Origin of the sequence: Bacteroides sp. 2_2_4 (assembly GCF_000157055.1) — a bacterium.
In the GTDB taxonomy this organism is placed as follows: Bacteria; Bacteroidota; Bacteroidia; order Bacteroidales; family Bacteroidaceae; genus Bacteroides; species Bacteroides ovatus.
Genome location: NZ_EQ973360.1, coordinates 178,987 through 193,039 on the forward strand (window position 1 = coordinate 178,987; position 14,053 = coordinate 193,039).

At 43.6% G+C, this 14,053-nt stretch carries 13 protein-coding genes; 2 read left to right on the forward strand and 11 right to left on the reverse strand.

Annotation, left to right across the window (positions count from 1 at the left end; all coding sequences use genetic code 11):
• Window positions 1-36: 36 nt before the first annotated feature.
• The 8 genes from BSCG_RS13945 to rimP all read right to left on the reverse strand — a co-directional run bounded on the left by BSCG_RS13945 (window position 37) and on the right by rimP (window position 10,579).
• Entirely contained in the window at window positions 37-1,248 is a 1,212-nt protein-coding gene (locus tag BSCG_RS13945; protein ID WP_008776065.1) for an aminotransferase class V-fold PLP-dependent enzyme, read from the reverse strand.
• A gap of 19 nt (window positions 1,249-1,267) precedes the next feature.
• Window positions 1,268-2,611 carry a Fe-S cluster assembly protein SufD gene (gene sufD, locus BSCG_RS13940; RefSeq protein WP_008776066.1) on the reverse strand — a complete coding sequence of 448 codons (1,344 nt, stop codon included), beginning with the start codon at window positions 2,609-2,611 and terminating at the stop codon, window positions 1,268-1,270.
• A gap of 13 nt (window positions 2,612-2,624) precedes the next feature.
• Window positions 2,625-3,377: a Fe-S cluster assembly ATPase SufC gene (gene sufC, locus BSCG_RS13935; RefSeq protein WP_004298251.1), complete on the reverse strand. Its 753-nt coding sequence runs from the start codon at window positions 3,375-3,377 to the stop codon at window positions 2,625-2,627.
• 42 nt (window positions 3,378-3,419) lie between these two features.
• Entirely contained in the window at window positions 3,420-4,898 is a 1,479-nt protein-coding gene (sufB, locus tag BSCG_RS13930) for a Fe-S cluster assembly protein SufB (RefSeq protein ID WP_008776067.1), read from the reverse strand.
• A 1-nt stretch (window position 4,899) separates the two neighbouring features.
• Entirely contained in the window at window positions 4,900-5,433 is a 534-nt protein-coding gene (locus tag BSCG_RS13925) for a CvpA family protein (RefSeq protein WP_008776068.1), read from the reverse strand.
• A gap of 190 nt (window positions 5,434-5,623) precedes the next feature.
• The gene (infB, locus tag BSCG_RS13920; protein ID WP_008776069.1) at window positions 5,624-8,722 is read right to left on the reverse strand and encodes a translation initiation factor IF-2; all 3,099 of its coding nucleotides are present in this window, start codon (window positions 8,720-8,722) and stop codon (window positions 5,624-5,626) included.
• Window positions 8,723-8,813: 91 nt separating this feature from the next.
• Complete coding sequence (gene nusA, locus BSCG_RS13915) at window positions 8,814-10,109, reverse strand: transcription termination factor NusA (RefSeq protein WP_004298255.1); 1,296 nt, start codon at window positions 10,107-10,109, stop codon at window positions 8,814-8,816.
• A 2-nt stretch (window positions 10,110-10,111) separates the two neighbouring features.
• Window positions 10,112-10,579 (reverse strand): ribosome assembly cofactor RimP, encoded by a 468-nt coding sequence (gene rimP / locus BSCG_RS13910; RefSeq protein WP_004298256.1) that lies wholly within the window; start codon window positions 10,577-10,579, stop codon window positions 10,112-10,114.
• 172 nt (window positions 10,580-10,751) lie between these two features.
• On the opposite strand from rimP, the gene BSCG_RS13905 reads away from it, so the two are divergent.
• Window positions 10,752-11,147: a hypothetical protein gene (locus BSCG_RS13905; RefSeq protein ID WP_004298257.1), complete on the forward strand. Its 396-nt coding sequence runs from the start codon at window positions 10,752-10,754 to the stop codon at window positions 11,145-11,147.
• Window positions 11,148-11,271: 124 nt separating this feature from the next.
• Here BSCG_RS13905 and BSCG_RS13900 read toward each other — a convergent pair whose 3' ends face one another.
• A complete protein-coding gene (locus BSCG_RS13900) occupies window positions 11,272-11,970 on the reverse strand; it encodes a SprT family zinc-dependent metalloprotease (RefSeq protein WP_008776070.1) in 699 nt (232 codons plus the stop codon).
• Between the two features lie 129 nt (window positions 11,971-12,099).
• On the opposite strand from BSCG_RS13900, the gene BSCG_RS13895 reads away from it, so the two are divergent.
• Entirely contained in the window at window positions 12,100-12,882 is a 783-nt protein-coding gene (locus BSCG_RS13895; RefSeq protein WP_004298259.1) for a head GIN domain-containing protein, read from the forward strand.
• Window positions 12,883-13,064: 182 nt separating this feature from the next.
• Here BSCG_RS13895 and BSCG_RS13890 read toward each other — a convergent pair whose 3' ends face one another.
• Together BSCG_RS13890 and BSCG_RS13885 are read right to left on the reverse strand one after the other, a co-directional pair.
• Window positions 13,065-13,544 (reverse strand): hypothetical protein, encoded by a 480-nt coding sequence (locus tag BSCG_RS13890; RefSeq protein WP_004309452.1) that lies wholly within the window; start codon window positions 13,542-13,544, stop codon window positions 13,065-13,067.
• A complete protein-coding gene (locus BSCG_RS13885) occupies window positions 13,534-14,043 on the reverse strand; it encodes an RNA polymerase sigma factor (RefSeq protein WP_004309451.1) in 510 nt (169 codons plus the stop codon). Before BSCG_RS13885 ends, BSCG_RS13890 begins: the two co-directional genes overlap by 11 nt.
• Window positions 14,044-14,053: the final 10 nt, after the last annotated feature.

The window sequence follows — 14,053 nt, forward strand, 5'->3', positions numbered from 1 at the left end:
AAAGCCGCTACTCCACAGGAATAGCAGCTCATATCTTTAAAACATCTTGCTGACACGTTCAATTCCTGCCACCAAAGTGTCTATTTCCGATTTGGTATTGTACATGGCAAACGAAGCACGTACAGTTCCTTCTATGCCAAGACGTTGCATGAGAGGTTGTGCACAATGATGCCCTGTTCTCACGGCAATACCTAGACGATCCAGCAACGTGCCGAGGTCGAAATGATGGATATCTCCCACCAGGAAAGAAATGACCGCTCCCCGTTCGGCTGCTTCACCGAATATACGTATATGGGGGATTTCTTTCAGACGTTGCAAAGCGTAAGTTGTCAGTTCATGCTCATGGGCGGCTATCTGTTCAATGCCATGTCCGTTCACATAATCAAGGGCTTTTGCCAGTCCGGTAGTTCCGATATAGTCGGGCGTACCGGCTTCAAACTTGAAAGGAAGTTCATTAAAAGTGGTCTTCTCGAAAGAGACATGCTGAATCATCTCTCCTCCTCCCTGATAAGGTGGAAGGCGATCTAACCATTCTTCTTTTCCATAAAGTACTCCGACACCTGTCGGACCATATATCTTATGGGCGGAGAATACCAGAAAATCGGCATCCAACTCCTGTACATCCACTTTCATGTGAGGAATAGACTGTGCAGCATCTATCAGGCAAGGTACACCATGCGCATGAGCTGTTGCGATCATCTCCTTCACCGGATTCACTGTACCCAGTACGTTCGATACATGAACTACGCTGACTATTTTCGTGCGTTCGGAAAATAGTTTTTCATATTCATCCAGCAGAAGTTCGCCTTTATCATTCATCGGGATGACTTTTATGGCAATTCCTTTACGGGCAGCCAACAGTTGCCAGGGAACGATGTTGCTATGATGTTCCATCACGGAAACAATCACTTCATCCCCTTCTTCCATAAACTCGTCGCCGAAGCTGGAAACAAGCAGGTTGATACTTTCTGTTGTTCCGCGTGTAAAGACAACTTCATTCGTGCTATGGGCATTGATAAACTCACGTACCGTTTCACGGGAAGCTTCATGCAGTTCCGTAGCTTGCTGGGAAAGATAATGTACGCCGCGATGCACATTGGCATTGACGGAATAATATTCATCCACCAACGCATCAACCACCAGACGGGGTTTCTGTGTTGTCGCACCGTTGTCGAAATAAACCAAAGGTTTACCGTAAACCGTACGGCTCAATATCGGAAAATCTTCACGTATCTTTTGAATATCCACGTTCATTATTTTTTAGTGGTTACTTACAAATGGCACAACCCTGACATCTATTCAACTCGCCACGGAAACGTTTCTCTACCAATAGATGCAAACGATCTTTCAGCGCTTCCAAACGAATGGTATCGATCACTTCGTTGACAAATGCGAACATCAACAGCAGACGGGCTTCTTTCTCTGCAATACCGCGCGAACGCATGTAGAATAATGCGCCTTCATCCAACTGGCCTACTGTTGCTCCATGCGAACATTTCACATCATCCGCATAAATCTCCAATTGAGGTTGTGTATACATTCTTGCATCACGCGTAGCACAAAGATTCCGGTTAGTCTGTTGGGAATTCGTATGTTGTGCATCGGGGCGCACGAGTACCAATCCGGCAAACGCACCTACCGACTGGTCGTCGAGCACATACTTGAACAGCTCATTGCTGGTACAGTTCGGTACGGCATGGTCAATACTTGTATGATTGTCTACATGCTGGTTTTTATCGGCAATCGCCATACCACAAAGGTTTATTTCGGCTCCTTCTCCTGCCAGCAACACTTCGGTTGTGTTGCGGGTAGTACCATTATGCAAAGTCATTCCGTTGAGCAATACATTACTGTTGGCCTCTTGCTTTACATACAGGTTACTGATACGAACTGTGCTTGTATGTGTTTCTTCCAGCTCATACATATCGAATACCGCATTCTCACCGGCAAATACTTCAATAACTTGTGTCGCCAGGAAGTTCACATTATCCATTGCATGGTCACAAATCAGCAAACGGGCTTGCGCGCCATCCTCCAGGATAATCAGTACGCGACGGTTCACCATAAAGTTAACATCTGCACGCAGGATATTTACCAACTGGATTGTTTTTTCCACCACCACATTCTTCGGCACATAAAAGACAACGCCATCTTGTGCAAAAGCGGTATTAAAAGCAGTCACACCATCTTTGGAGGTATCTGCCAGTTGACCGTAATATTCCTTCACCAATTCCGGGTGTTGCTCGGCCACTTCTTTCAGACTACCGAAAATCACACCTTCCGGCAGATTTCCTGTGGGAAGCGCTCTATTATAAAATGTGTCATTTACCACAAAATACAAGGAGGTACTCATATTCGGCACATCACACTTAAACACTTCATACGGATTGACCGGAATAGCCAAACGATTCAAGTTCAAACCGAAATCCGGTTCAAAGTACTTGCTCACATCCGTATATTTGTACTTCTCCATCTTACGGGTCGGAAATCCGAGTCGCTCAAAATCGGCAAATGCTGACGCACGAGGCGCATTCAGCACTTCGGCACTATGCTTACAGATCATCGCTTCCGTCTGTGAGAAAAGTTCTATATATTGTTGTTCAACCATCATCGTTTTATATTTGTCATTCTCCTACTTCTTTCTTGATCCAATCGTATCCTTTTTCTTCCAGTTCCAGAGCAAGTTCCGGTCCGGCAGTTTTTACGATACGACCTTTATAAAGGACATGCACAATATCAGGCTTGATATAATCGAGCAAACGTTGGTAGTGGGTAATAACGATTGTACTTGTTTCAGGAGTTTTCAGCTTGTTCACTCCTTCCGCAACAATACGGAGCGCATCAATATCCAAACCGGAGTCTGTCTCGTCGAGGATGCTCAAACGCGGTTCCAGCATAGCCATCTGGAAAATCTCGTTCCGTTTCTTCTCACCACCGGAAAAGCCTTCATTCACCGAACGGTTAGCCAGTTTATTATCCAACTCTACCACCGCACGTTTCTCACGCATCAGCTTCAGAAACTCACTGGCGGTCAGTGCAGGCAGACCTTTATATTTACGTTGCTCATTCACAGCAGCACGCATAAAGTTCACCATGCTCACACCCGGGATTTCCACCGGATACTGGAAACTAAGGAAGATTCCTTCATGGCTACGATCTTCGGGGCTCAACTCCAACAGATCCTTTCCATAAAAAGTGACCGAACCTTTTGTTACCTCAAAAGCCGGATTACCCACCAATACGGAGGAAAGCGTACTTTTACCGGAACCATTCGGTCCCATAATAGCGTGCACCTCACCGGGATTCACCGTCAGGTTAATACCTTTCAATATCTCTTTGCCATTAATGCTGGCATGCAGGTCTTTTATTTCTAACATGATATATTTACGATTTTACGATTTACTATTAAAAAGTCAACATCACCCCACGCTTCCTTCCAATGAGATGGTAAGCAGCTTCTGTGCTTCTACCGCAAACTCCATCGGAAGTTTATTCAACACTTCCTTTGCATATCCGTTCACAATAAGTCCGATAGCATCTTCTGTCGGAATACCGCGCTGGTTGCAATAAAATATCTGGTCTTCACTAATCTTGCTTGTCGTAGCTTCATGTTCTACCACTGCCGTCTCATTGTGAATATCCATATACGGGAAGGTATGTGCACCACACTTATCTCCCAGCAACAGAGAGTCACACTGGCTATAATTACGGGCATTATCCGCTTTCTCGGCCACGCGTACCAACCCACGATAGGAGTTCTCACTATGTCCGGCAGAAATGCCTTTACTTACAATCGTACTACGAGTGTTCTTACCCAGATGAATCATCTTCGTTCCGGTATCTGCCTGCTGATAGTTGTTCGTTACAGCTACGGAATAGAATTCAGCGGTCGAGTTATCGCCCGTCAGGATACAGGAAGGATATTTCCAGGTGATTGCCGAACCGGTTTCCACTTGTGTCCAGGATAATTTACTGTCCACTCCTTTACAGTTACCGCGTTTAGTCACAAAGTTGTATACACCGCCCTTGCCTTCTGCATCTCCCGGATACCAGTTCTGAACGGTACTGTATTTTACTTCTGCACGGTCGTGCACAATGATCTCAACGATAGCGGCATGCAGCTGATTTTCATCCCGCATCGGAGCCGTACATCCTTCCAGATAAGAAACATACGAATCATCATCCGCTACAATCAGCGTACGCTCAAACTGTCCCGTGTTACGGGCATTGATACGGAAATAAGTGGAAAGCTCCATCGGGCAACGTACTCCTTTCGGAATATACACGAAAGAGCCGTCAGAGAACACTGCGGAATTCAACGCTGCAAAGAAATTGTCCCGATAACCTACTACCGAGCCCATATATTTCTTCACCAAATCCGGATGCTCCCGCACGGCTTCACTGAACGAGCAGAATATAATTCCTTTCTCCATCAGCGTTTCCTTGAAGGTAGTCTTTACGGAAACAGAGTCCATAACGGCATCCACTGCCATTCCACTAAGAGCCATTTGCTCTTCCAAAGGAATTCCCAGTTTATTAAACGTCTTTATCAGTTCAGGATCGACTTCCTCTATGCTCTTCGGTCCTTCTTTCTTCTTTGTCGGATCGGCATAATAAGAAATCGCCTGATAATCAATTTCAGGGATACGGAGATGTGCCCAGGTAGGCATTTCCAGCGTCAGCCAATGGCGATACGCTTTCAGTCGAAACTCCAGCAACCACTCCGGTTCGTCCTTTTTCGATGAAATCAGACGAATGACATCTTCATTAAGTCCACGCTCAATGATGTCCGTATGCACCTCTGTGGTGAAACCGTATTTATATTTCTCCTCCGCAAATTTCCGGACAAACTCATTATCAGTCTTCTTTTCAAGTTCGTCTTTCTGATTGGGTTTCATTTTATTGGGTTCTTGTTGCATCTTTATCTTTATTCTCTAATATATATTGTTGCGTCATATTCTTCGCAGCAGGGAAAAAGATCCCCGCAAACGTTTCCATCGGATAATATAACAAAGACTCTTCCTTTTTTGTTGCACTAATTAACTTATTATCGCTGTCCACAAACTCTATCGCACCAATCACTACACTCGTTAACAACAGAAACTTAAGTGCTCCCAGCCCACTTCCTAACCAGCGATTCAACCAGTTCAACGAAATAGCCTGCATTGCTTTTGTCAATAGCGAGGCAATCAATACAAAGATCAATGGTACGGCAATCCAGATCATGATAAAAGCCAACACTTGCGCAACTGTCATTGAATCCGTCACTGTCGGGCAAAGCTTTTCCGCCAAAGAAGCATACAGAGCTTTCGCTGCCAACAGACCGACTATTAACCCCAAAATAGAAGCCAACTGACGAATGAAGCCTTTTACAAAACCTACAATCGCTCCGGCGCCTATTACAATAAGGATAATTATATCAATCGTTGCCACATTTATTATGTTATAAGCTATAAACCAATAAGTCGTATATAAGCTGATTATAATGAGAAGGTGCCGAATGATAAAAAATAAGGTGGTAAGGTGGTGTTCTGCAAACAGTACCACATTACCACCTCTTTATCAATCATGACCTCTGCTATATTATAACATTATAATACACTTATAACCTTACTATATATATTTACAGCGTCTGTTTCACTTCTATTTCTTCGAATGTCTCGATCATATCGCCTACCTTCATGTCGTTGCAGTTCACCAGACTGATACCACACTCGAAGTTTGTACCTACTTCCTTCACATCGTCCTTGAAGCGTTTCAATGCGTTGATGTTTCCGGTAAAGATTACGATACCATCGCGGATCAAACGAGCCTTGTCGCTGCGTTTCACCTTTCCGGTCTTCACCATTGCTCCGGCTACAAGACCGACTTTCGTAATATTGAATACTTCGCGGATTTCGATGGTTGCAGTAATCTGTTCCTTTACTTCCGGAGCCAACATACCTTCCATAGCAGCCTTTACCTCTTCGATTGCATCGTAGATGACAGAATACTTACGGATGTCAACACCCTCTTGGTCGGCCATCTTACCGGCAGCACCCGAAGGACGTACCTGGAATCCGACAATAATCGCATCCGAAGCAGCAGCCAGAGAAACATCAGATTCAGAAATTGCTCCCACACCCTTATGGATAACATTTACCTGAATTTGTTCCGTAGACAACTTAATCAACGAATCGCTCAACGCTTCCACAGAACCATCCACGTCACCCTTAACGATGATGTTCAATTCCTGGAAGTTACCCAAAGCAATACGACGACCCAATTCATCCAATGTAAGGATCTTCTGCGTACGCAAACCTTGTTCACGAGCCAGCTGCTCACGTTTATTAGTGATCTCACGAGCTTCCTGATCGCTTTCGACTACATGGAATGTGTCACCTGCGGCAGGAGCACCATTCAATCCCAGAATCAATGCCGGTTCGGAAGGTCCTGCTTCCTTGACGCGTTGGTTACGTTCGTTGAACATAGCCTTCACACGTCCGTAGCTGGTTCCCGCCAATACGATGTCTCCTACTTTCAAAGTACCGTTAGATACCAATACAGTAGCTACATATCCGCGTCCCTTATCCAGTGAAGATTCGATGATGGAACCCGTAGCATTACGGTTCGGATTTGCCTTCAGGTCGAGCATTTCCGCTTCGAGCAATACTTTTTCCAGCAAGTCTTCCACACCCATACCTTTCTTGGCAGAGATATCTTGTGACTGATATTTACCACCCCATTCTTCAACAAGGTAATTCATTGCAGCCAGTTCTTCTTTAATCTTATCCGGATTTGCAGTCGGTTTATCTACCTTATTGATTGCAAATACAATAGGTACACCGGCAGCCATCGCGTGATTGATCGCTTCTTTCGTCTGTGGCATCACGTTATCATCGGCAGCCACAATAATGATAGCAATATCCGTTACTTTGGCACCACGTGCACGCATAGCGGTAAACGCTTCGTGACCCGGAGTATCGAGGAATGTAATACGACGACCGTCTTCCAATTGCACGTTATAAGCACCGATATGCTGGGTAATACCTCCGGCCTCACCGGCAATTACATTCGCCTTACGGATATAGTCAAGCAAAGAAGTCTTACCGTGGTCAACGTGTCCCATCACCGTTACAATCGGAGCGCGCGGTTGCAAATCTTCCGGAGCATCTTCTTCTTCAACGATAGCTTGTGCCACTTCCGCACTTACATATTCAGTCTTGAATCCGAATTCTTCAGCCACCAGATTGATGGTTTCAGCATCCAAACGCTGGTTGATGGAAACCATGATACCAATACTCATACAAGTAGCGATAACCTGGTTAACAGAAACATCCATCATCGTTGCCAATTCGTTAGCCGTAACGAACTCGGTCAACTTCAATACCTTGCTGTCTGCCATTTCCTGATCTTCCAGTTCCTGCATACGGTTGGAAGCCATTTCACGTTTCTCTTTACGGTATTTGGACGTTTTATTCTTACCTTTGGTTGTCAGACGTGCAAGGGTTTCTTTTACCTGTTTTGCTACGTCTTCCTCGCTCACTTCCTGTTTGATAACCGGTTTCTTGAAGCGATCTTTATTGTTGTTATTTCTTCTGTTGTTATTTCCCTGTCCGTTGGCCTGGCCACCCTGACCGTTACTATTGCCGCCTTTACCCTGTACATTAGGTCTTGGAGCAGCAAAGTTGGAAGTTGCAACATTGTTAACGTCCACCTTCTCTTTATTGATACGGTTACGTTTCTTCTTGTTAGCAGCCGCTTCCGCACTGTCCTTAGGTCCGCTCTTCGCCAATTTAGAATCATCCTTACGGATTTCCTTGATGATAGCTTCCTTCATCAACTTCTTCTGATCCTGACGGATTTTTTCCTTTTCTTCACGTTCGCGACGTTTCTCTTCCTTCGATTTCTTCTTGGGACGAGTAGACTGATTCAATGCAGCCAAGTCGATCTGACCGATCACATTAATCTTTGCGCCTAATTCCGGTTGACGGATTTTGAAAACACCATCATCCTCCGGAGCCTTTTCCGCTACCGGGGTTACTTCAGCCTGTGCAGTTTCCACCTTTTCTTCTTCTTTATGTTCTTCCGCCTTCACAGGTGCAGCTACTACTACCTTCGGCTCTTCTTTTTTCACTTCTTCTACTACTTTTTCAACTTCTACCGGCTTCGTCTCCACTACAGGTTCCGGCACTACTACGGGTTCAACCACCACTGGAGTAGGCTCTACTACAGAAACAGGAGGTGTCACCACCTCTTCCTCCTTCACCTCGGGTTCTCTCTTCTCGGGCTCCTTTTTCACTTCGGGTTTAACGACAGGCCGTTCCACAACCGGTTCTTCCTGTTTCTGTTCCGGTTCTTTCTCTACCTTTTCAGGTTTACGACCGTTCAATTTATCCAAATCTATTTTTCCGACAGGTTTAAACTTCGGACGTGCATCCTCAGGTACGACTGTCTTAATCACATCTTCCGACTTCGGTTTTTCGGGCTGCTTTTCGAAGCCCTCAATCGATACCGACGCCTTATTACGTTCCTTATTCTGACGTTCCTGTATGAAACGCTCCGATTCAAGTCTAAGGTTCTTATCTGTACTAAACTCCTTTACGAGTATAGCGTATTGCTCCTCGCTAATTTTAGTATTAGGATTAGCCTCAACGGTATGCCCTTTCTTTTGCAGGAACTCAACTACCGTCGCGATTCCTACGTTCAAATCTCTTGTAACTTTGTTTAACCTTATCGTCATATTTTAAAATTAATGAATAAATGGAGCTTGTTTAATTGAAAATTGAGAATTAAGAAATAAAAGTCTGCTGCATTATATTGTATCGCAACTTTTAATCTTTAATTTCATCTTTATTTTCAATTGAAGGATCTTCTTCTTCAAACTCCGATTTCAAAATGCGTATTACCTCGTCCACTGTCTCTTCTTCCAAGTCCGTCTTTTCAATCAACATCTCACGAGGAGCATTCAACACAGCCTTCGCTGTATCGATGCCGATAGCTTTGATAGCGTCGATCACCCATCCGTCAATTTCGTCTCTAAACTCGTCGAGATAGATATCTTCGTCAGCTACATTCTCATCCAACTCACGGAACACGTCGATAGTGTACTCAGTTAACATACTGGCCAGTTTGATATTCAAACCGCCTTTACCGATAGCCAGCGAAACTTCTTCCGGTTTGAGGAATACCTCTGCTTTCTTCTCTTCCTCGTTCAGACGAATAGAAGAAATCTTAGCCGGGCTTAAAGCGCGCTGTATAAACAATGAGATGTTCGATGTATAATTGATTACGTCGATGTTCTCATTGCGAAGTTCACGAACAATGCCATGAATACGACTTCCCTTTACACCTACACAGGCTCCTACAGGGTCGATTCTGTCATCGTAAGATTCCACCGCGATCTTGGCACGTTCGCCGGGGATACGGGCAATCTTCTTGATGGTAATCAAACCATCATTAATTTCGGGTACTTCCATCTCGAACAGGCGTTGCAGGAAAACGGGAGAAGTACGTGACAAGATAATCTTAGGATTATTATTCTTGTTATCCACGCGGGCAACTACTGCACGAGCCGTTTCACCTTTACGATAAAAGTCGCTCGGGATTTGTTCGGTCTTAGGTAACAGCAATTCGTTTCCTTCATCGTCTAAAAGCAACATCTCTTTTTTCCAGATCTGATATACTTCTGCATTGATGATAGTACCTACCTTATCTATATATTTATTATAAATACTGTCTTTTTCGAGTTCCAGAATCTTGGAAGCCAGTGTCTGGCGAAGATTCAGGATCGCACGACGTCCGAACTTGGCAAAGATAACCTCGTCAGTCACCTCTTCACCTTCTTCGTAAGAAGCATCAATTTTCTGTGCTTCGCTCAACGAAATCTGCATATTCGGGTTAGTCAAATCTTCATCGGCCACAACTTCACGGTTACGCCATATCTCGAAGTCACCCTTGTCCGGGTTCACGATTACGTCGTAATTTTCATCGGTGCCAAACATTTTCGCGATTACGCTACGGAACGACTCTTCGAGTACGCTAACCATCGTCGTTCTATCGATATTCTTCAGTTCCTTAAATTCCGAAAATGTATCAATCAAGCTGATTGTTTCTTCTTTTTTGGCCATAACTATTTAAAGCTAATTAAGTATTTAGTATATTTTATTTGCTCATAAGTGAAGGTTTCGTCCTCTTCTACCAATTTCGGGCGCTTTGATCCTTCGGTTTTTACTTTCTTTTGTACGCCTACCGTAAACTTCTCTTCATCGGCATCTTTCAGTATACCGGCCAGCTTCCGTCCGTCTCCGGTCAGCACTTCCACCTCTTGTCCGATGTGGATATAATACTGTTGCAGAACTTTAAAGGGTTGTCCGATCCCAGCCGACCCTACTTCCAGTTCATAATCTTCCTCTTCGCGGTTCAGTTTCGACTCTATGAAGCGGCTAAGCTCCACGCAATCTTCAATCCAAACACCTTCTGCATGGTCTATTTCAACCACAATCTTGTCATCCGGGCTCACGGTTACCTCTACTAAAAAGTAGTCTTTTCCTTCCAGCCACTCTTCTACAATCTGACAAACAGTTTTCTTTTCTATCATTTATTAGCTATATAAGAACAAAAAAAGGAGCTTAATTGCCCCTCCACCTTTCATCCGTTTTCGGTTGCAAAGATATAAATAATCTGTTCGACTACAAAACATTAAAGAAAAAAAGTATGAATTAACAGTGCTATATTCGTATCTTTACGCCGTAATTCAAAAAATAACGACTATGGCACATCGTCTCAACACAAATAAACAGTTTATGGTAGGTAACGGAATTCTTGCTTTTGCCGTCATTTTTGTCGTGGTTATTTTTGTCTATATGAGCATGCGGCTACAACGGGAAAAGCAGGAAGAACGTCATTTCATCGAAAGCTATACGATCAGTCTGGTAAAAGGTTTTGCCGGAGATTCTATCTCTTTATTTGTCAACGACAGTCTGATCTCCAACAAAACCATGTCGGAAGAACCTTACACTGTAGAAATAGGACGTTTTGCCGAACAGAGCGCCTTGTTGATTGTAGATAATAACACAGAATTAGTGTCTACGTTTGATCTTAGTGAAAAAGGAGGAACTTATCAGTTCGAAAAAGAATCAGACGGGATTAAACAATTAGCCAAGTAATAAAGGTATTAACTAAGTCTGTGCCACCATATTGGCACAACCATGCCATCGCATTGTCACGACTGTGCCAGCGTGTTGACACAAGTGTGCCAACACGATAGCACTATCCTGGCAATAAAGTATTCTAAATCTCCGTACGATACTTTCTCAATTCCCCCCGCAAAGCCAATGCTTTTCCTTCTGTAAATTGATTGAGCAATACCCAAAATCGTTCGCTATGATTCATCTCGCAAGTATGACATAATTCGTGCAGCAACACGTAGTCTATCAAATGAGAAGGTAACAGAACCAGGTAATAGGACAAATTAATATCCTTTCGAGCCGAGCAACTGCCCCATCTGCCCTGACTGGAGTTTATTTTCACACTCGAATAAGGAAGTCCGCATTGCTTGGACAAGGAAGCCAAACGTGAAGGAAGGATACTTTTCGCATTCCGCCTCAACGATTCTTCAATCACCTTATGCAACCAGCTTTGCAGTTTCTCGTCCGTAAAATTCGCATGAGGCGGACAAACAATTTCCATAACCCCCAACCGGGAATTAGCCAGAAACTGATCCTTTTCACCGGACACCAAGGACAACTTAAAGTGTTCCGCATCAATTTTATAGTCCAAATCAATCAATGGCCGGGCTAATTTTTGACGGGAGGCCAGAAGTTTACCACGCAGATTCTCGATTGCCTGCTTCACTTCTTTCAATGTAGTGCCGGGAGGAACTGAAACATAAACAGCATCACTCTTTGTACGAAACACAAGACTCCTCGCACGTGAATTGACACGCACTATCAGACGTCCTAATTCGTCATCTTCTACGATCTTATCCATTATAATCCTCCTATCAACAGCCACAAAAGTAATAAAAAAGAAGATTCCAATGAAAAACTTCGCGGAAGATGCAACTTTATATCAGTTTCTTCCGTCTAACTGTCATATCAATCATAGAAAAACATAATTATGAAAACAAGTTTATTGCTCGTATTAGTCACCGGATTGTCTCTAGTACTTACTGCCGGCTCTTGCTTGCAGGGAAAACACGTAGTAGGCAGCAAAAACTACATCTCCCAAGAAGTAAAAGCCGATCATTTCAATGAAATCAAACTATTGGGAAGTGCCAATATCAGTTATCACCAAGACACACGCAGTCACGTGGAGATACATGGTTCCGACAACATTATACCACTTGTAGAAACGTATGTAGACGGTAATACATTAATGATAAAATTCAAGAAGAATGTCAGTATATGGAAAGGAAAACTGGAAATAAAAGTTTTTGCTCCGGAACTGAATAAGCTGTCAATCAACGGATCGGGAAATATAAAATTAATCAATGGAATACAAACCTCTAAAGATATCGAGTTCCATATAAATGGTTCGGGGAACATTCAGGGAGAAGGGCTTAATTGCCGAAGAATGGCTGTTTCAATTAACGGATCGGGAGATGTTAGACTGCAACAAATAGAGAGCCAGGAATGTCAGGCAGGAATTTCAGGTTCGGGTAATATTAATCTTAAAGGTAAAGCCATTCAAGCAAAATATGCTATTGCCGGATCGGGAAACATTCAGGCCGCAGATTTAGAAGCAGAGAATACGGATGCAAGTATCAGTGGATCCGGAAACATCAGTTGTTATGCAAGTCAAAAACTGGTTGCCCGCGTGAAAGGAAGTGGCGATATTGCTTATAAAGGCAATCCACAAGAAGTGGATGCTCCACGGAAAAACATACGGCAGATCAAATAAAGACAATTTGAACAAATACAGTCTAAAAGCATAAAAGGGCTACTGCATCACGCGGTAGCCCATTTATTTAGTTAGTTTCATTATAAAAATTTGAGAGAATTGAAAACTTCACAGTTTCGCCTTCGTTGTTGTTTTAATTAAGCACACTAACTATATTATATGTTTAAAGCAAATGAAAATGTCTATTCGTTTATAACTTGCACCTTATGGTTGATCTTCGCCAGGCTATCAGCCAGAACCTGTTCCGCTTTCACATCATTTGAGATAGCGACCGATGGTGCTGTTACTTGTTTACCAATGGTATCCGTTGCCAATACACTTCCGTCATCTCCGGAGAAAGAATGTTGTGCCACATTCCCCAAAGAAAGGATGATTGCAATCACGGCAGCGGCTTTGAATAGAGGAATAAAACGACCGGTCAGTGTCAAGCGTTTCGCTTTTACGACCGTAGGCTCCACCTCTGCCAGAATACGTGTATCAAAGTCTTCGCCCAGTCCTACTTCCTGCTGAACCTGTTGATAAACAAACAGGTTTTTATAGCGAAGCAAATGAGCCGGAACTTCCTCCTTTGCGAAGAAGTCGCGCAATGTTGCTTCCTCCTCAACGGAAGTTTCGCATTGCCAGTATCGCTCCAGGAGCTGTTCTATATCCTTATAATCCATATTCGTCAATTTTTAAATACCTTTGTTTTACTTTTTGTCTGGCTCTGAAGAGGTTCACTTTCACTTGTTCCTCTGTCAGATTCAGCAACCCTGCAATTTTCTTATAGCTTTCACCTTCAATGTCCCTCAGTTGCATGATAAGCCGCTGTTTTTCGGGAAGTTCGTTTACCAGTCTATTAATAATGTTCATTCTTTCATCATGAATCATCTGGTCATACGGACTGTTTGCATCAGGTTCTTCCTCCATTTCGGGGGTGAGTTCCACGTTTTGAGCTTCTTTCTTTTGACTTCGATCTATCGCCAGATTCTTTGCCACTGTCAGGCAATAGGCTTCGACCGATTCAAATTGAGACCACTCATCACGCTTATTCCACACTCTTATCATGGTGTCCTGAACGACATCCTCGGCTTCGGCCCTATCCAGGGTGATTCTGAGAGCCAATCGAAAGAGTTTATCCTTCAACGGCAAAATATCGTTTCGGAAGCTGATTTCTTGCATCTCTATAATA